This is a genomic window from Chitinophaga polysaccharea (assembly GCF_007829335.1).
In the GTDB taxonomy this organism is placed as follows: Bacteria; Bacteroidota; Bacteroidia; order Chitinophagales; family Chitinophagaceae; genus Chitinophaga; species Chitinophaga polysaccharea_B.
Genome location: NZ_VIWO01000005.1, coordinates 169901 through 187510 on the forward strand (window position 1 = coordinate 169901; position 17610 = coordinate 187510).

The 17610-nt window shown below is 49.7% G+C and carries 15 protein-coding genes; 5 read left to right on the plus strand and 10 right to left on the minus strand.

The window, feature by feature from the left end; translation table 11 throughout:
* Positions 1-5 precede the first annotated feature (5 nt).
* A complete protein-coding gene (locus tag FHW36_RS31000) occupies positions 6-2246 on the minus strand; it encodes a helix-turn-helix domain-containing protein (RefSeq protein ID WP_145670896.1) in 2241 nt (746 codons plus the stop codon).
* 190 nt (positions 2247-2436) lie between these two features.
* The gene (locus FHW36_RS17650; RefSeq protein WP_079472790.1) at positions 2437-2628 is read right to left on the minus strand and encodes a cold-shock protein; all 192 of its coding nucleotides are present in this window, start codon (positions 2626-2628) and stop codon (positions 2437-2439) included.
* 258 nt (positions 2629-2886) lie between these two features.
* On the opposite strand from FHW36_RS17650, the gene FHW36_RS17655 reads away from it, so the two are divergent.
* On the plus strand, positions 2887-4170 hold the full coding sequence (locus FHW36_RS17655) for an MFS transporter (RefSeq protein WP_145670897.1): 1284 nt from the start codon (positions 2887-2889) through the stop codon (positions 4168-4170).
* On the opposite strand, the gene rpiA is transcribed toward FHW36_RS17655, so the two are convergent.
* The 5 genes from rpiA to FHW36_RS17680 all read right to left on the minus strand — a co-directional run bounded on the left by rpiA (position 4136) and on the right by FHW36_RS17680 (position 9752).
* Positions 4136-4837 (minus strand): ribose-5-phosphate isomerase RpiA, encoded by a 702-nt coding sequence (rpiA, locus tag FHW36_RS17660; RefSeq protein WP_145670898.1) that lies wholly within the window; start codon positions 4835-4837, stop codon positions 4136-4138. The genes FHW36_RS17655 and rpiA overlap by 35 nt on opposite strands.
* A gap of 134 nt (positions 4838-4971) precedes the next feature.
* The gene (locus tag FHW36_RS17665; RefSeq protein ID WP_145670899.1) at positions 4972-6216 is read right to left on the minus strand and encodes an NAD(P)/FAD-dependent oxidoreductase; all 1245 of its coding nucleotides are present in this window, start codon (positions 6214-6216) and stop codon (positions 4972-4974) included.
* 12 nt (positions 6217-6228) lie between these two features.
* The gene (locus FHW36_RS17670) at positions 6229-7230 is read right to left on the minus strand and encodes a 4-hydroxyproline epimerase (protein WP_145670900.1); all 1002 of its coding nucleotides are present in this window, start codon (positions 7228-7230) and stop codon (positions 6229-6231) included.
* Between the two features lie 12 nt (positions 7231-7242).
* The gene (locus FHW36_RS17675) at positions 7243-8832 is read right to left on the minus strand and encodes an aldehyde dehydrogenase (NADP(+)) (RefSeq protein ID WP_145670901.1); all 1590 of its coding nucleotides are present in this window, start codon (positions 8830-8832) and stop codon (positions 7243-7245) included.
* Positions 8829-9752: a dihydrodipicolinate synthase family protein gene (locus FHW36_RS17680; protein ID WP_145670902.1), complete on the minus strand. Its 924-nt coding sequence runs from the start codon at positions 9750-9752 to the stop codon at positions 8829-8831. The genes FHW36_RS17675 and FHW36_RS17680 overlap by 4 nt, the downstream gene beginning before the upstream one ends.
* Positions 9753-9968: 216 nt before the next feature.
* Between FHW36_RS17680 and FHW36_RS17685 the strand changes: the two genes are divergently transcribed.
* The 3 genes from FHW36_RS17685 to FHW36_RS17695 are packed head-to-tail and all read left to right on the plus strand — an operon-like array spanning position 9969 to position 15144.
* On the plus strand, positions 9969-12668 hold the full coding sequence (locus tag FHW36_RS17685; protein WP_145670903.1) for a T9SS type B sorting domain-containing protein: 2700 nt from the start codon (positions 9969-9971) through the stop codon (positions 12666-12668).
* A 60-nt stretch (positions 12669-12728) separates the two neighbouring features.
* Positions 12729-14348, plus strand: coding sequence for a M28 family metallopeptidase (locus tag FHW36_RS17690; RefSeq protein ID WP_246121178.1), 1620 nt, complete (start codon positions 12729-12731; stop codon positions 14346-14348).
* A gap of 28 nt (positions 14349-14376) precedes the next feature.
* Positions 14377-15144, plus strand: a complete 768-nt coding sequence (locus FHW36_RS17695; RefSeq protein ID WP_246121179.1) for a M90 family metallopeptidase — start codon at positions 14377-14379, stop codon at positions 15142-15144.
* A gap of 43 nt (positions 15145-15187) precedes the next feature.
* Here FHW36_RS17695 and FHW36_RS17700 read toward each other — a convergent pair whose 3' ends face one another.
* The 3 genes from FHW36_RS17700 to FHW36_RS31080 all read right to left on the minus strand — a co-directional run bounded on the left by FHW36_RS17700 (position 15188) and on the right by FHW36_RS31080 (position 17086).
* Complete coding sequence (locus FHW36_RS17700) at positions 15188-16348, minus strand: hypothetical protein (RefSeq protein WP_145670905.1); 1161 nt, start codon at positions 16346-16348, stop codon at positions 15188-15190.
* Between the two features lie 190 nt (positions 16349-16538).
* Positions 16539-16868 (minus strand): MafI family immunity protein, encoded by a 330-nt coding sequence (locus FHW36_RS17705; RefSeq protein ID WP_145670906.1) that lies wholly within the window; start codon positions 16866-16868, stop codon positions 16539-16541.
* A 2-nt stretch (positions 16869-16870) separates the two neighbouring features.
* Positions 16871-17086, minus strand: a complete 216-nt coding sequence (locus tag FHW36_RS31080) for an EndoU domain-containing protein (protein WP_145670907.1) — start codon at positions 17084-17086, stop codon at positions 16871-16873.
* Between the two features lie 258 nt (positions 17087-17344).
* Here FHW36_RS31080 and FHW36_RS17715 point away from each other — a divergent pair, with 258 nt between their 5' ends.
* Positions 17345-17593, plus strand: a complete 249-nt coding sequence (locus FHW36_RS17715; RefSeq protein ID WP_145670908.1) for a hypothetical protein — start codon at positions 17345-17347, stop codon at positions 17591-17593.
* The last annotated feature ends 17 nt before the right edge of the window (positions 17594-17610 follow it).

The following is a 17610-nucleotide window of genomic DNA, read 5'->3' on the forward strand; positions in this document are numbered from 1 at the left end:
TGTGCTTATCCGTTCATGATTTGTTCTTCCTGCTTTTTCTTGAGATACCACTGCACCACGCGGATCTCTGCGAAGCTGGCGGCATCTCCCACCCTTTCCTTGATGGGACCGGCGGCCGTTGCGCCCAGCTCTCCGATATGTTTCAGGATAAGCCGCATCGTTTTTTCCGATACGAAGCGACCGATCTCCATTTCCCCCGCTTCGATGCATTGGGCCAGGTGGCTTTCGATGGTGCCGATAGCCAATTGCCGGGCAACGGCAATATCCGCGATCGACTTTCCCGCCAGGTAGAGTTCCAGCGTACCCCGGCGACTACTTCCTTTCTCCACTTTGCCTTTGGCGGCCTTTTCTTTGGCAGCGGTGATAGGCGCCGCAGCCGCGGCTGCCTCAGCATCGCGCAGGCGGGTATAATCTTTCAACCCGTCGGTAAATACCAGGTCGGCGTAAGATACTTCCCAGACATGGCGCAGTTTATTCCAGCAATCGGCTTCCAGGGCCATCAGTTGCAGCAGGTATTTCTTGGATTTCGCCTTTTTAACAGCGGTGATATGCGCCTGTAGCGGCACTATCAGGTCTTCATAAATACTCTGGGTGAAATACCCGATAGCTTTATTGACCCGCTGCTGCAGCTGTTCCATTTCCCCGGTTTGCACAGCGGTATCGAGCAGCTGGTGCAGTTGCAGCACAAATTTGGCGGCCACTTCCTGTTGCTGATCCACTTTCACGGAGAGCTGCCGGCTCAGGGTAATAGCGGCATCAAAGTCGGGCACCTTTTTATCCTGGATCCATACGGCATGGGTGCGTACTGTTGCCTGCATGCGATACCAGTCAAATAGCTGGAGCAGGGAGGTAGCCTGGAATTTCTTGCGCTCCATTTCCAGCAGTACCACCAGTTCATTGGGCTCATTTTCCTTTTCGGCAAACTCGATCACCTGGCGGTCTGTTTTGATGCTACCATGCCCGATACGGGAATGCAGTACCAGTCCATCCAGTGAGGTACAGCGGCTCAGGGCCACATATACCTGCCCTGGTGCAAAGGCATAGCCCGCGTCGATAATGGCCCGTTCGAAGGTAAGTCCCTGGCTTTTATGGATGGTAATGGCCCAGGCCAGGCGGATGGGAAATTGGGTGAAGCTGCCTATTTCTTCTTCCTCGATGCTATTTTCTTCCGCATTGTAGGAATAACGGATATTTCTCCAGGTTTCTTTGCCCAGTTTAAGTTCTTCGTGGGAACCTGCCAGTACCAATACGATTTCTTCGTCGTCAATTTCCTTTACGGTGGCTATTTTCCCGTTGTAATAGCGGCGAGGCTGTGCAAGGTCGTTTTTCAGGAACATTACCTGGGCTCCTACCTTTAGTTGCAGCAATAGCTCCGTGGGCAAGGCTTTATCACTGAAATCGCCTTCTATTTTGCCTTCGAAGCGGTAAACTTTTCCCGGCATGTCGGCCAGACGCCTGGCATTGATTTCATCGGCCTTCCTGTTATGGGTGGTGAGGACGATATATTCTTCATCTTCTCCCGTAAAATGTGGCTGATAGCGTTCATTCAACAACTGCAGGTCTTCGTGTAGTACTTCGTTATTACGTACCCGGTTGAGCACATCAATAAAGACCTGCTCATTTTGCCGGTATATTTTCTTCAGTTCTATATAAAGTGGCGGCGCCTGTTCAATTACCTTGGAGGCAAAGAAAAAGGTACTGTTATAGTATTCCGAGAGAAGCCGCCATTCTGCATCGGGTACCACCGGGGGGAGCTGATACAGGTCGCCGATAAACAATACCTGTACGCCTCCGAAAGGCAACAGGGGCTTATTGCGAAAATGACGGAGTATTACGTCTATGGCATCCAGCATATCGCAGCGCACCATACTCACCTCATCGATGATGAGCAATTCCATTTCCTGCAGCAGTACTTTCTTATCGTTGGTAAAACGGATATTACGAAACAGGCTATGTTTGTCGGTGCTGCTGATTTCATCCATACCAAATCCCCTTTTCGTGCCGGGGATAAATGGTCCGAAAGGCAGCTGGAAGAAGGAATGCATGGTAACACCGCCGGCGTTGATGGCAGCTACTCCTGTGGGCGCCACTACTACTGTATTCTTGCGGGTATGTTCTTTAATATACTTGAGAAACGTAGTTTTCCCTGTTCCGGCTTTACCGGTCAGGAAGATATGGCGGTGAGTATGGTTTATGAAATCTGCCGCCAGGTGAAAGATGGTATTTGTATGATCCGGTTGGGGCATTTCTGTTTAAATTGAAAAGGCAAATGTACAGAAAATCCGGCGAAAAGCGCGTTAAATGAACGGTGGGGGACCAGACCATTCATTTCTCAAATAAATATTAACGGTAATGTATAAACGAAAAAAGTAAAAGCGCATAAAAAAACCGTCCAGGCAAAGCCTGGACGGTCCACAAAAACTATTATAAAATAAATTATGCCAGTCTTACGTTAACAGCATTCGGGCCTTTTCTGCCTTCTTCCACGTCGAATACTACGCGGTCATTTTCGCCGATGCTTTCTTTGATACCAGATACGTGAACAAAAATTTCTTGTCCTGAACCTTCGATTTTAATGAATCCAAAACCTTTAGCTTCATTAAAAAATTTTACTACACCTGTTTGCATTATATTTAATATTTAATTGTGAACGTGTTCTCGCCATTTACTTTACAGCAGGCGGCTACCTGGGCGACTAGAAGAAAAACTGTAAAAAAAAGCTGAATGTGAGAGGTGATCTACCAACAGAATTGAAATACATTATCTTTAAGAAGCGGAACGAAGATAGGTGTTTTATTGAATACAACCCTAATTTATTTTAAAGTTTCTCTTCTTACATGGGCTGCCGGCGCAGATTCCACATTAAAGTATATTTTTGCATTATATATGAAACATCCTGACGCTTGGCGCATAAAAGCCATCTTAACCGGGTCGGCGGGCAACCTGGTAGAATGGTACGACTGGTACATTTACGCCACTTTTTCTCTTTATTTCGCGCCTGTTTTCTTTCCCAAGGGCAATTACACGGCCCAGTTGCTGAATACAGCGGCTATTTTTGCGGTGGGTTTCCTGATGCGCCCCATAGGCGGCTGGCTATTTGGCCGGATAGCCGATAAAAGCGGGCGGAAGGCTTCCATGACACTATCGGTACTAATGATGTCGCTGGGCTCCCTGCTCATCGCATTTACGCCTTCCTATCGCGCCGTTGGGGTGACTGCGCCCGCATTGTTACTGGTAGCGCGGTTATTGCAGGGGCTGAGTGTTGGAGGCGAATATGGCACTTCTGCCACTTATTTGAGCGAAGTAGCCACCCTGGAGCTGCGGGGCTTTTATTCCAGTTTTCAGTATGTGACCCTGATCGGGGGACAATTAATAGCCCTGGGCGTGCAAATGTTGCTGCAAAAGGTGTTTCTGACACCGGAACAGCTGCAGGAATGGGGATGGCGCATCCCTTTTATAATTGGCGCCGCCCTCGCTTTTTTCGCGCTATACCTGCGCCGGCATATGCAGGAATCTTCTTCTTTCGAAAAAATCAGGGATGAAAAGGATAAAGGTTCCCTGAAACGCTTATTTACAGAGCATCCCAGGGCAGTGCTTACGGTAGTTGGGCTCACCATGGGCGGCACGCTGGCGTTTTATACCTATACCACCTACATGCAGAAATTCCTGGTGAATACGGTGCACCTGAGCATAGAAAAGGCTACCACTATCACTTTCTTCCTGATGTTGATATTTGCCTGTTTGCAACCTGTATTTGGCTGGATTTCAGACATCTACGGCCGGAAGCCGCTGTTGATGGGATTTGGTTTGCTGGGCACGCTGTTTACCGTGCCTATCCTGACGGCCATCAGTCAAACCAGCTCCGAATGGACCGCTTTCTGGCTGATCCTGGCTGCGTTGGTGATTGTGAGCGGTTATACTTCCATTAATGCCGTGGTAAAGGCAGAGATGTTCCCCGCCGAAATCCGCGCCCTGGGAGTTGGATTCCCCTACGCGCTGACGGTAGCGCTTTTTGGGGGCACGGCAGAACCCATCGCCCTATACTTTAAAAAAGCGGGCCATGAATCGATGTATTACTGGTATGTGACGGCCTGTATCTCTATTTCGTTGCTGGTATATATTACGTCCCGCGATACTAAAAAGACGTCTTTGCTGGATAAGGATGCGTAATTTCCCTGACACTGCCATCTGCAGCGCCTATAATCAGGCGGGTGGCGTAATGCAGGAATAAGCCGTTTTCCATTACGCCGGGTACATTGTTCAACTGTGCATGTAATGCTGCGGCGTTATGGATTTTCTGGTAATGACAATCCAATATGTAGTTTCCGTTGTCGGTCAGGAAACGCTGGTTGTCTTTCATCCGCAGCACCGGGTGAGCACCTATCGCCACCAGCTGCCGGAAAGTAAGTTCCCAGGCAAAAGTGGCCACTTCTACCGGCAACGGAAATTTTCCCAGGTGCTTTACCAGTTTTTGCTCATCTATTACGACCACCATCTCTTTGGATGCGGCTGCAATAATCTTTTCCCGGAGCAACGCCCCTCCTCCCCCTTTGATCAGCTGCAGCTGTGCATCTGCTTCGTCGGCCCCGTCGATATCTATATCGATGCTATCTACCTGGTCAAAATCTATCAAAGGAATACCCTGCTCCCGGGCTAATTCCTCTGATTGCGCAGACGTTGCCACTGCTTTTATATCCAGGCCGTCTCTCACGAGTTCGCCTATACGAAGAATAGTGTAGTAGGCGGTACTGCCCGTGCCCAAACCAACGGTCATCCCGGGTTTGATATACCCGGCGGCCTTTTCGCCGGCTGCTTTTTTACCAATGTTCGTTTGCATAACTCAAATATAGGGAAAAGCGGAAAGCTTAACGCAGAAAGCAAAAAGCTATTGAGGCGAATGAACAACGCGATTTTTAAATATTCGCAAAGATCATTCGCCTCAATAGCTTTTTGCTTTCTGCGTTAAGCTCTTTAGCTCCATCTCGCCGGTGAAAACGCAGCAAGATCTATACTGGGACGCTTATTATTCGCCAATTCTGCGATCAGCTTGCCGGTGGCAGGCCCCAGGCTTAAGCCCATCATAGCATGACCGGTGCCCAATAGCAGGTTGTTGTACTGCGGCGCATAGCCAATATAAGGCAGTCCATCCGGGGAACAGGGTCTGCAACCGCTCCATACGCTGCTCTTTTCAGGCATACTGATGGGGAGATTGGAAAAGTAATGTTGAACGGAGTCAACGATACCTGCCACACGGTTCATGTTTACCTGGTCGTTTACCGGCGCCACTTCCATGGTACCACCGTATCGAAGACGGTTGCCCATGGGCGTTAACGCTACCCGGGCTTCACAGAGAATAGCCGGGATATTCAGATTCACGGAGGGCGCATTCAGGGTAACGGAGTATCCCTTACCTGGCATCATGGCTACCTTTACCCCTGCCATCCGGGCTACTGCGGGAGACCAGGAGCCGGTGGCCAGTACAAATAAATCGGCCGTGTGAGTACCCTGGCCGGTTTGTACGGAGGTTATTTTTTTTCCGGAAGATTTGATCGCAGTGACTTCACTATGCGGCAAAAACTGCACCCCGCGTTGTTTCAGGTAAGTGATGAGCTGCTGCATCAGGTCATTGGGATATAGATGCCCGTCGCAGCGGTAATGCACGCCTCCCAACACATCCAGTTGTACCTGTGGTTCCAGTGCCTGGAGCGCCGTTTTATCCAGCACCACGGCATCCAGCCCCATCTCGTTGGCCTGCTTAGCCAGGTGAGCTTCTTCTTCCGCTACTGCTTCCGTTTTATAATACATGATAATCCCTTTACGCTCCAGGCCGAAATTAAACCCGTCCTGTTGCGCCAGGGTACTGTACAAAGAGCGGCTGAGGAGGTTGATATCCCGCAAGGGTAAGGCGGACTCAATGACATGCCTGGCGTTGGCACTTTTCATGAACTTAAGCCCCCAGCTGATCAGCTGCTGGCTTAAAGATGGTTTTACATAAAAAGGGCTTTTGCTGTTAAACATCCAGCGGATACCCTGTGATACAATACCCGGTGCGGCCAGCGGCACAAAGTGACTGGGCACGATCATTCCCATGTTGCCATAGGAGCAGTTATCACTAAAATCTCCTTTATCCAATATCGTTACCTCCCAGCCACTTTCCTGCAAATAGTAAGCGCTGCAAAGGCCGATAATACCGCCACCGATGACGATTGCTTTCATATGCTTAAAATATTAGATCACCTGGAAACCGTGTACGTACGGGTCATCGTCGTCCAGGATAATAGTGTTATAGCCTGTTACCTTGGCCCAGCCTTCAATACCTGGTACAATGGCCGGTTTGCCGGCCATGGTGGTTTCATCCTCAATAGTACCGATGAACTGGGAACCAATAATGCTTTCATGAATAAAGCGATCGCCTTTCTTCAACTTTCCTTTGGCGTGCCACTGGGCCATCCTCGCGGAGGTACCCGTACCACAGGGAGAGCGGTCGATGGCTTTATCGCCGTAGAACACCGCATTACGGGCCGTGGCTTCGGGACTGATGGTGGCGCCGGTCCACAGCAAATGGCTCAACCCTTTGATATGTTCATTTTCCGGGTGTACGAAATGGTAGTTTTCGTTTAGCCTTTGCCGTAATACCCGGCTCCAGGAAATGAGCTGATCGGCGGCGTAGTTTTCCAGTCCCCGGAAATTTTCCTGCGGATCTACGATGGCATAGAAGTTACCGCCGTAGGCTACATCTACCCGTAACATACCCAGGTCAGGGCACAATACTTCCAGGTTTTCTACGGCCAGGAAGGACTTTACGTTGGTGAGCTTTACGGATTTCACTTTGGCGCCTTCCTGTACGTAGCTGACCAATACTAGCCCTGCCGGCGTTTCCAAGCGGAGCTGACCCGGAACTTTAGGGGTAATGAGTCCCTGTTCGATGGCGATAGTCACCGTACCAATGGTGCCATGCCCGCACATGGGCAGACAGCCGCTGGTTTCGATATACAATACGCCGATATCGTTGGCTGCATCGGTGGGCGGATACAGGATGCTTCCGCTCATCATGTCATGGCCCCTGGGTTCAAACATCAGCCCCTTACGGATCCAGTCGAATTCTTCCAGGAAATGGAGACGTTTCTCCATCATGTTGTTCCCTTTCAATAAGGGCCCGCCTCCGGCAACCAGTCTTACCGGGTTGCCGCAGGTGTGTGCATCTATACAAAAAAATGTTTTGGCTGACATAAATTCTCCTGGTTATGATCTAACAGCATCTTTCGTTAATTGTCCCTCTATGCGACGCCAGATACCTAAAGGGTTATTATCTTTCAGGGCATCGGGCAGCAGCGACTGCGGGCAGTCCTGCAAGCATAACGGACGGGCAAAACGCAGGATTGCCGATGCGCCCACCGAAGTACTTTTCACATCGGTAGTAGCGGGAAACGGTCCCCCGTGTTGCATGGCATAGCCCACTTCCACGCCGGTAGGCACGTTATTAAAAATGATCCTGCCTACCTTTTCCTGCAAGATAGCAATTGCCGGTGCAAAAGACTGCAAATCTTCTGCAGTGGCCATCACCGTGCCAGTAAGCTGGCCCTGTAAGGATTGCAGCAATGCCGGCAATTCCGTTGCGTTATCACATATCACCAATAAAGATGATGGCCCAAATACTTCCTGCTGAAGTTGTGGATCGCGGATAAAATCGCGGGCGCTCACCCGGTACAGTGCAGGCGCACCTTTGGTTTGCGCCGCTTCTGCCGGACCGGCAAAAAGTGTTTGTACACCTTTCCTGTCTGCCAGCAGTTCCCTGTTTTTGTAATAATGATGACAGATACCCGGGGTCAGCATGGTGCCGGCAGCAGTGACGCTCAGCTCCTGCTGTAAGGTAGCCGTAAATTGCTCCGTAGCGGCACCGGCCAGCGCAATGAGTAGACCGGGGTTAGTACAGAACTGACCTGTTCCCAGTGTGATAGACCGGGCATACTGAACGGCTACATCGCTGGCCGACGCTTCCAGCTTGGCTGGCAGCAACAGTACGGGATTAATACTTCCCATTTCCGCGTATACCGGGATAGGCGTTGCTCTTTTGTTGGCCGCTTCAAAAATAGCCATGCCGGCTTTGAAGGAGCCGGTAAAGCCGATAGCTTTAATGCCGGGATGTTTTACGAGTTGCTGTCCTACCGTAGCCCCGGGACCGCTGATACTGGAAAATACGCCATCTGGCATACCGCATTGCTGTGCAGCCCTCTGTATGGCCAGGGCTACCAGTTCGTTGGTGCCGGGATGCGATTCATGGGCTTTTACGATTACGGGGTTACCGGCGGCCAGGGCCGAGGCGGTGTCGCCTCCTGCAGTAGAAAATGCCAGTGGGAAATTGCTGGCAGGGAATACCAGTACAGGGCCCAGCGGCACCAGCATTTTTCGTATATCCGGCCGCGGTAGCGGAGTGCGGTCTGGCAGCGCCACATCGATGGTAGCGTCTACCCAGGAGCCTTCCCGTAACACGGCTGCGAAGAGACGGAGCTGCGACACGGTGCGCATGCGCTCTCCGGTGATCCGGGCCAGTGGCAATCCGGATTCTGCCACCGTTCTTTCCAGGAGCGGATCGCCGATAGCCAGTATTTCGGTGGCAATCGCTTCCAGGAATACCGCCCGTGCTTCCGGGGAAGTCAGGCGGTAGGTTTCAAATGCTTTGGCTGCTTTATCTACTGCCAGCGTTATTTCCGCATCGGTAGCTACCGCGAATGTTTCCGGCATCGTGGCATTACTAACGGGGCTGTATGCACGAAGTACATCGGCGCCGGCAGCGGCAGTGTCAAAACCAATTATATTTTTTCCACTAATCATGCAGGGAGTTTTAAATAGTCGGGCAGTACAGGGCGCTTAACTAAAGCAGTAGCAATCACATTTTCCACATATTCTTTTTCTGCGCCCTGTGTCAGCAGGCGTGGCGCCCGTACATGAGTGGTACCAATACCTACGGCGGCAGCGGCCATTTTGATGTATTGTACCAGTTTCGGAGCAATATCCAGTTCCAGCAATGGCATAAACCAGCGGTAAATAGCCAGCGCTTCTGCGATACGCCCGGCTTTGGCAAGACGATAGATGGCTACTGTTTCACGGGGGAAAGCATCCACCAGTCCTGCTACCCAGCCATTTGCCCCGAGCAGCAGGCATTCCAGCGCCAGGGTATCTACTCCGCAGAGGATACTGAAGCGGTCGCCAAAACGGTTGATCATGCGGGTTACATTGGTAGTATCCCTGGTAGATTCTTTTACCGCCTGGATGTTAGGCGCTTTTGCCAGTTGCTCAAACATGTCGAGCGTCACCATAATCTTGTAATCAACCGGATTATTATAGATCATGATGGGTAAATGCGTGCTATTGGCCACTGCCAGGAAATACGCTACAGTTTCGGCGTCATCTGCCTTATAGCGCATGGGCGGCAGCAACATTAAACCAGCAGCACCGGCTTCTTCGGCTGCCTTGGCGCAAGCAACCGCCGCTGTGGTGGTTTGCTCTGCAATATTCATGATCACAGGTATTTTTCCACCGAGAAAAGCGACTGCATGTTTTACCAGCGCATACTTTTCATCGTTCTGCAAACTACTGGCTTCTCCCAGTGAGCCGCCCAGAATAATACCATTTACACCTGCATCTACCTGAGCCTGCAGGTTTTTGTCGAACATATCATAATCAATATGATCATCAGCAGTGAAGGGGGTGAGCAATGCGGGAAATACGCCTTGCCAGTTAACTTGTGCCATTTTCCTATCTGTTTTTTTTATGTCAACAAAAATAGAAGGAGCTACCCGACAGTATGCTACTGTAATTAATCAATTATGCGCAAATTTTAACCTAAAAAAACAGCCTTTACTCCCTATTTAATAAAAATCCGCATATATTCTTTTTAAAAAATTTTCGGCGGCACTTCGGAAAAATTGTCCTAATTTCTCACGTTACCCATTGTGTAATCCGTCTCTATGCTGTATTTGAAAACTATTGCTTTTTGTCTGCTTTTCTGCGCTCTTGCTGCAACAGCGAGCGGACAAGCCTGCACGGAAATTGGTCAAACGCCCACTTCTGCTTTCCCCGTTTGTGGCACTAAAGTATTCAAACAAGATAAAGTACCGGTATGTGGTATCAATAGCATTCCTGGCCCGGTTTGTAATAACCCTGACGATGGGAATCATATGGACATGAACCCCTACTGGTATAAATTTACCTGTTATACAGCGGGTACGCTGGGATTTACCATTACGCCCAATCAACTGAGTGACGATTATGACTGGCAGGTTTTTGATATCACCGGTCGCAATCCCAATGATGTATTTACCGATATCAACTTGTTCGTGACCATGAACTGGTCAGGGGAATCCGGTGTCACAGGTGCTTCTTCCGCCGGCACCTCCCTCTCTGTATGTGGCGGGCTAAACCAACCGTTATTCAGCAAAATGGCCAACCTCCAGGTAGGGCACGAATACCTGCTGCTCATCAGCCATTTTTCCGGCAGCTCGCAAAGCGGTTACCAGCTGGCGTTTGGTGGTGGCACCGCGGTGATCACCGATCCTACTATTCCGGAACTGAAGCTATCGGGGTATAACTGTGGCCCCTATACGATAGGCTTGAAGCTCACCAAAAAAGTGAACTGTGGCAGTATTGCCGCCGATGGCAGCGATTTTGCCTTTAACGCCGTGGGCCCGAAAATCACCGGCGCTACCGGCGTAGGCTGTAGCAGCGGATTTGATACCGATTCTATTTTATTGCAGCTGGATAAGCCACTGGCACCAGGCGTTTATAACATTGTTGCGCAGATCGGGAAAGATGGCAACACGGTGTTGGATGCCTGTGGCAATGCTATGCTTGTAGGAGATCGGACCACGTTTGACGTGCTGGCCTCTCCTCCTGTGCCGATGGGTAGTATTAAGATACCTGCCTGCGGGCCGGATCAACTGCAACTCCAGTTTAGCGCGCCGATTCGCTGTGCCTCTATATCGCCCGATGGAAAAGATTTTGTACTGAGTGGCCCTTCGGCAGTAAAGATCACCGGCGCCAGCGGCAACTGCAGCGCCGATGGACTTACCACCGTCATTACGCTCCAACTGGACAAACACATTACACAGGAAGGAGATTACACCGTGACGCTGACCACCGGCCCCGATGGCAACACCATCGAAAACGAATGCCATGTACCTACTCCACCCGGTGGCACCGCGAAGTTTAATATTCCCCATGAGTCCTTTGTGGCGCTGGGTCCCGTAACACCGCCGGCCTGCGGCCCCAATGCCCTACAACTGGTATTAGCTGATCCTGTTCGCTGCAGTTCCGTAGCCACCGACGGCAGTGATTTCACGATCACCGGTCCTTCTACGGTAGTAATCGCCAGTGCCGGCAGCAACTGCGACGCCAGCGGCATGACGAAGGTAATTACCTTACAACTGAAAGACCGCATATTAAAAGACGGCAACTACCAGGTGGTGCTGAAAGCCGGAAAAGACGGCAATACCCTGCTGAGCGAGTGCTGGCAGGAAACACCGGCAGGATCGCAACAGCCCTTTACCATTGCGCCGCAACCAGCCGTGGTACTGGGCGCCATGGCGCCCATCGCCTGCAGTCCGCAATCGGTGAAAGTGGGATTGTCCGTTCCTGTGCAATGCAACACGATTGCGCCCGATGGCAGCGACTTTATCCTCACCGGCCCCAGTGGTATCCAGATCATAAAAGCCACGGGCGTTTGCAACAGCAATAACCTGGCGGATTCGATTGTACTACAACTCTCCGCTCCTATCTTAAAAGCAGGCAACTACCAGGTTACCCTCAAAGCAGGTACAGATGGCAACACCCTGCTGAGCGAATGCTGGCAGCCTGCCGCTATCAACCAGGTAAGCAATTTCCGTACAGCCGATACCGTTAATGCCAGCTTCACCTATACTATCCAGCAGGACTGCCGCATATCCACGCTGCATCTGCAGCATGATGGTCAGCATGCCGTCAACAAATGGGCCTGGTCATTTGACGATGGCGATACCTACACTACGCAAAATGTAGTAAAAACATATACCTCTTTGGGCATGAAGCACTTGCAACTCACCGTGAGCAATGGTATTTGCACTGATACCAAAAGCATAGACACCTTGCTCAGAAGTGAAGTCACCGCACTTTTCGATGTGAGCCCTGGCCCCTATTGCCCAATGGACCTGGTGCTGCCAGAAAATAAAAGTCTCGGTAAAATACAGGCATGGACCTGGTACTACGGCAACGGCGCCGTCACTACCGGTCCACAGGCCACCCGGATGCAATATTTCCCTACTCAAAAAGAGCAGCAATACCTGATCCGGCTCATTGTTAAAAACGACGCCAATTGCCTGGATACCGCCGATCATTATATTACCGTAGTATCCAGCTGTTATATAGACGTACCCTCTGCCTTCTCTCCCAATAACGACGGGCAGAATGACTATCTCTACCCACTCAATGCCTATAAAGCCGTAGACCTTCATTTTGCCGTGTATAACCGGGTAGGCAATCTTTTATTTGAAACCACCGACTGGACCCATAAATGGGATGGTACCGTAAAAGGGCAGCCTGCCGACCTGGGCACTTATGTATGGATGCTGGAGTATACCGAGAAAGAAAGCGGCAAGCGGGTATTCCGGAAAGGGACTACCGTATTGGTTCGCTAGTCATTTTTGGAATTGTTGCCGAACTCCGCTAAATTTTGCCCGGAAAAAACTTGTAATACTTTGAAGGGACCGATTATTCTCGCTATGGCAGGCGCTTTGCTGGGGTCTTCCGCTAGCGCGCAGGATTCAGCCGCCATCGGGGCTATCAATGCCAACAGTTTAGCGCAACATATAAAAGTACTTGCCTCCGACGCCTTTGAAGGGCGTAAACCTTTCACTCGCGGAGAAGACAGCACCATTCAATACCTGGCGGACCAATTCCGGCAGCTGGGATTACAACCAGGCAATGGCGACAGCTATTTCCAGGAAGTGCCCATGGTGTCGATCAGTTCCCGGCCGGCCGACCACCTGGTGATGGAAGGCGCCGGTGGCGCGGTGACGCTGTCTTACCTCGACGATTTTGTAGCTGCCACCCGCCGCGTACAGGAGCAGGTAAGCATTTCGCATTCGGAACTGGTGTTTGCCGGTTATGGCATTGTAGCCCCCGAGTATGGATGGAACGACTATAAAGGGCTGGATGTAAAAGGCAAAACGGTGATTGTAATGATCAATGACCCGGGATTTGCCGACAGCAGCCTGTTTAAAGGCCGCAATATGAGTTATTATGGCCGCTGGACTTATAAATTTGAAGAGGCTTCGCGACAGGGCGCCACGGGGGTGATCATCATCCATGAAACCGCCGCCGCCAGCTATCCCTGGAAAGTGGTGCGCAGCGGCTGGTCTACCTCCAAGCTGCACCTGCAAACGGCTGATAACAACCAGCATCGCACCGCGGTGGAGGGATGGATTACGTTAGATGCCGCCAAAAAGATCTTTCAGCTGGCCGGCATATCGCCCGATATTATGCAAAAGGCCAGGGTAAAAGGTTTCAAGCCGGTAGACCTCCATTTACACACCTCTCTCGTCATCAACAATACCATTAAAAAATCGACCTCGCATAATGTGCTGGCGGTATTGCCGGGCGCCAAAAGGCCGCAGGAATGCGTTGTATATTCCGCTCACTGGGATCATTTTGGGATAGGCGAGCCCGTTAAAGGCGACTCTATTTACAACGGCGCAGTAGACAATGCTACCGGGACCGCGGGATTGCTGGCACTGGCCACTGCTTTCACCCGGTTGTCGCAAAAGCCGGAGCGCTCCGTATTGTTCTTATCCGTTACCGGGGAAGAGCAAGGCCTGCTGGGTTCCGAGTATTACGTAGCCCATCCTAGCTTTGCGTTGAATAAAACCGCGGCAGATATCAATCTCGATGTGCTGAATACTTTTGGGCGCACCCGGGATGTTACGGTGATAGGCTACGGACAATCCATGCTGGATGAATACGCCCGTGGCGCCGCCGCCCGGCAAGGCCGGGTGATTGTGCCTGAAGCCAATCCTGAAGGGGGCTGGTTTTTTCGTTCCGACCACTTCAACTTTGCCAAGAAGGGAGTGCCGGGATTATATATTGGTCCGGGTACCGACGCCATAGGCCACGAACCGGGCTGGGGAAAAGAGCAGGTGTCGGCGTATAACCGTTTACGTTACCACTCCCCTGCCGATGAATTTAACCCGGCCACCTGGGTCATGGACGGTATGGTAGCAGATGTACGCCTGCTGTTTGACGTAGGCTATCATCTCAGCAATGAAAGCAGCTACCCTGCCTGGAAACAAGGATCAGAATTTAGTGCATATAGAAAATAGTGTTAAGATGGTTTTATTTGGATTGATAATGATAGGATTGATCCTGTTCCTGTACTTTAAAAATATGTACAGTCGCAGGCAGCTGAAGAAAAACGCGGTACCGACAGACTACCAGGTATTGCTACAGGAACATGTGCGCTATTACCAACAGTTACCGCCGGCAGAGAAAACGCGGTTTGAAGCTATGGTACAGCGCTTTCTCAGAAGAACACATATAGAAGGCGTAGGCGTTATAGTAGAACCGCTGGACCGTGTGCTGGTGGCCGCTAGCGCCATCATCCCCATTTTTGGATTTAAAGACTGGGAATATTTTAATCTCACTAACGTGATTCTCTACCCCGACACCTTCGACTCCACCTACCAGTACGAAGGCAACAACCGCAATATCTTAGGCATGGTTGGTACCGGGCCCTTGAACGGACAGATGATTCTCTCGCGCTCTGCGCTGCGGGAAGGTTTTGCCAATGTAACCGATAAAAATAATACCGCTATCCATGAATTTGTTCACTTGCTGGACAAAACAGATGGCCTTATTGATGGAATGCCCACCAAACTGATGGAGCATAGCTACAGCATTCCCTGGATGAAACTGGTGCACCAGACCATACAAGAGATTTCCGCGGGACATACGGACATTAATCCCTATGCAGCCTTTAACGAAGCAGAGTTTTTTGCGGTGATATCAGAGTACTTTTTTGAGCGGCCGGATTTGCTGGCAGAGAAGCATCCGGAGTTATATGAGATGCTGACGAAGATATTCCGGCAGGATCCGGGGAAGATGGGAACGGAACAATGATTTATGGCAACGGCCACCGGTAACGCGCCGGTGGCCGTTGTGATTATTTCTTATCAGCCATTTGTTGCTCCAGCTTGTGAGTTCGCTCCAAAGAGGCTTCCAGCTTCTTATTTAGCTCAATGATATAGAGCATCTGCTCTTCTACTTTCTGTAGCAGCAGTTTCTCCATTTCTCCTATGTCCAACCCATTAGCGCTAATCTCTCTTTCTGAGGGAATAACAGGCAGGTGTTTATTAGTTTTCACGAAATGTTCTACTTCCTGTAAGGATGGTAGTTGGTAGGTATCGTGAAATACAAAATCCGGCCAGCCGGTTTGGGTAACCTTAATGCGCTTGGCAAAGAGGTCGCCGTTGACGGCTAGTTTGGCCTGTGGTATAGAAGTACCAATTCCAACGTTCCCATCATTTCTTACATACAGCAAGGGATTAGCACCTCCAGCGGCGGCGCTTCCATCTGTATTCGCATTGCCCAGTACGGCAAGCGCATATTGACTTGCTGAATTAGATAATGTTCCGATAGCGAGTCCGTAATTTTCGCCCCATAGGTAAGCAGCTGCCTTGTTTGTATTACCGCGGGACACCAGGTGCAGCGGGTAATTAGGGCTGGTGCCAATGCCTACGCTACCTGGCACGGTCATATTTCCCTTAACGTCTGTTGACGGCAACAAATAAAATTGATTGTTGTCGAAATCACATTTGATGCCTGAAGTACCGGTGCTGGCAATAAACCCAGCCGGTGCGGTTACCGTTTGGCCGAAAGGAGCGGCATTTAAAGGAAGGGCGCCATAATCAGCTACCGGACGGTAATACACGTTGCCCCACTGGTAATTGGATCGCAGCCACAGTGCATTATTGAAAATATAAAAGGTAGCCGCTGAGGGATTACCTGAAATACATCTTACTTCAAGTCCATCAAATCGGCCTGTTGTCCCTTCGTATTTATCTACCCGGATCTGGTAGGTGCCCTGGCGATCGAAATAATTCGCATCTCCCTGGATACTGACTTCGTAAATGCCGGCGTAACGATGCCCATCACCATTCACTTGTAACAGTTTAAAATACTGCAATCCCCATGGGGAGCTTGGTTCATTAGTCGCTCCTACGAGGACCCAATCGCCTATACGCGCGGCTGTTATGGCGTGGAGGCTTGATAGGTTAAACAGTAAAACTACCGCAAAGAGTAGAGGTTTAATAAAAAAACGCATAGATATTAGGTGTTTAAGTTAACAATGGTGTGTTGAATTAATTGGTAAAAACAAATGAGAAAGGACCGATTGAGGAAAGCGCAGACAGCAGGAAAAAATATCCTCCTATCAGTATTATAACATAAGTTCGTATTATCGGGATATCAGCTTTATGCTTCATCCCCACGCAGAATATCTCTATCATCTCACATTAAAACCCATCTTCAAGCAAATGTAATATTTCTGCTAATTTATCCTTAACTGACTTAGGGACGACATTCTTATCTCGAATAAGCTCCCTTATGAAAGAATAAGTATTTTCAGGAATTCTCATCTTTTGAGCAACATCTACCACTAGATTATAAAACTCAATATCAATATCAGTATCATATTCATATAATTGGGTGACTATTGTGTCAAATGCGAGACCATATTCATGACTATTTGAGAGAATCGTTGCATTATCCAAGTCAACTTTACTTAATCCCAATGCCCCTGCCGCATCAATAAGAGCTAAAGTCAATTTTTCTATTTTATTCATATTTAACGTATTGGAAAAGCTGTAATAATTTCACTATGAGTATTAATTACTCTAATTTTTATGCCCTCATAAGTTCCGTATGTTACAAATCGAACAGGTTGCCCACTCCTTGTTACCATTGCTCCGGCACGTCCAGTTTGTTGCACCCATGGATTACTTGTGACAACCTCCGACACTCCATTCATAATTTTCTCATTACTCCAGGTCATTGGGAACATACTTTTTTTTCCCTGTCAATCCATTCAGAAAGCTTTTGGAACTTCCAAACCATGCATGGCTTCCTCTCGTCGCATCTCCTGTAATAATATGAGCGGTTCGCGATAGCGTCTCCTCCAACATCGGTCTCAAAGAACTTCTACCATTAAAAATAATGGATTTTATTTTTTCCATATGAAAGAAATAAAATAAACCCGGTCATAAAATATGGTCGCCGTCCGGGGGGAGATGATGTCTTACTGTTGCTGATTTATATCCTCATGCTGATCATAGATTTATCGCTCAGCCTATGTTCTGTCGCTGCCCACATCATTTATCCCCGATGGAAAGGCGATAGTCAAAAGCTGATCAGGGGACTGACGCTGCTGTTCGTGCAGCTTATTCTCCAGTCGCCGGGCCAGCGCTATAACGCTGACGGCTATATCCTGTCGCCTGTGCAAAACGTCTTCCGCCCCACACCGCCATTCCTCCCCGGCCGTTGCGGTGGCAGCCAGATGGATTGGTTTTAATCTACCAATACTTATTT

What these genes read in the sequence shown, in the direction of transcription:
- FHW36_RS31000 (WP_145670896.1), bottom strand. Translation starts at nt 2,246, where the DNA reads ATGCCCCAACCGGATCATACAAATACCATCTTTCACCTGGCGGCAGAT.
- FHW36_RS17650 (WP_079472790.1), bottom strand. Translation starts at nt 2,628, where the DNA reads ATGCAAACAGGTGTAGTAAAATTTTTTAATGAAGCTAAAGGTTTTGGA.
- FHW36_RS17655 (WP_145670897.1), top strand. Translation starts at nt 2,887, where the DNA reads ATGAAACATCCTGACGCTTGGCGCATAAAAGCCATCTTAACCGGGTCG.
- rpiA (WP_145670898.1), bottom strand. Translation starts at nt 4,837, where the DNA reads ATGCAAACGAACATTGGTAAAAAAGCAGCCGGCGAAAAGGCCGCCGGG.
- FHW36_RS17665 (WP_145670899.1), bottom strand. Translation starts at nt 6,216, where the DNA reads ATGAAAGCAATCGTCATCGGTGGCGGTATTATCGGCCTTTGCAGCGCT.
- FHW36_RS17670 (WP_145670900.1), bottom strand. Translation starts at nt 7,230, where the DNA reads ATGTCAGCCAAAACATTTTTTTGTATAGATGCACACACCTGCGGCAAC.
- FHW36_RS17675 (WP_145670901.1), bottom strand. Translation starts at nt 8,832, where the DNA reads ATGATTAGTGGAAAAAATATAATTGGTTTTGACACTGCCGCTGCCGGC.
- FHW36_RS17680 (WP_145670902.1), bottom strand. Translation starts at nt 9,752, where the DNA reads ATGGCACAAGTTAACTGGCAAGGCGTATTTCCCGCATTGCTCACCCCC.
- FHW36_RS17685 (WP_145670903.1), top strand. Translation starts at nt 9,969, where the DNA reads ATGCTGTATTTGAAAACTATTGCTTTTTGTCTGCTTTTCTGCGCTCTT.
- FHW36_RS17695 (WP_246121179.1), top strand. Translation starts at nt 14,377, where the DNA reads ATGATAGGATTGATCCTGTTCCTGTACTTTAAAAATATGTACAGTCGC.
- FHW36_RS17700 (WP_145670905.1), bottom strand. Translation starts at nt 16,348, where the DNA reads ATGCGTTTTTTTATTAAACCTCTACTCTTTGCGGTAGTTTTACTGTTT.
- FHW36_RS17705 (WP_145670906.1), bottom strand. Translation starts at nt 16,868, where the DNA reads ATGAATAAAATAGAAAAATTGACTTTAGCTCTTATTGATGCGGCAGGG.
- FHW36_RS31080 (WP_145670907.1), bottom strand. Translation starts at nt 17,086, where the DNA reads ATGTTCCCAATGACCTGGAGTAATGAGAAAATTATGAATGGAGTGTCG.
- FHW36_RS17715 (WP_145670908.1), top strand. Translation starts at nt 17,345, where the DNA reads ATGCTGATCATAGATTTATCGCTCAGCCTATGTTCTGTCGCTGCCCAC.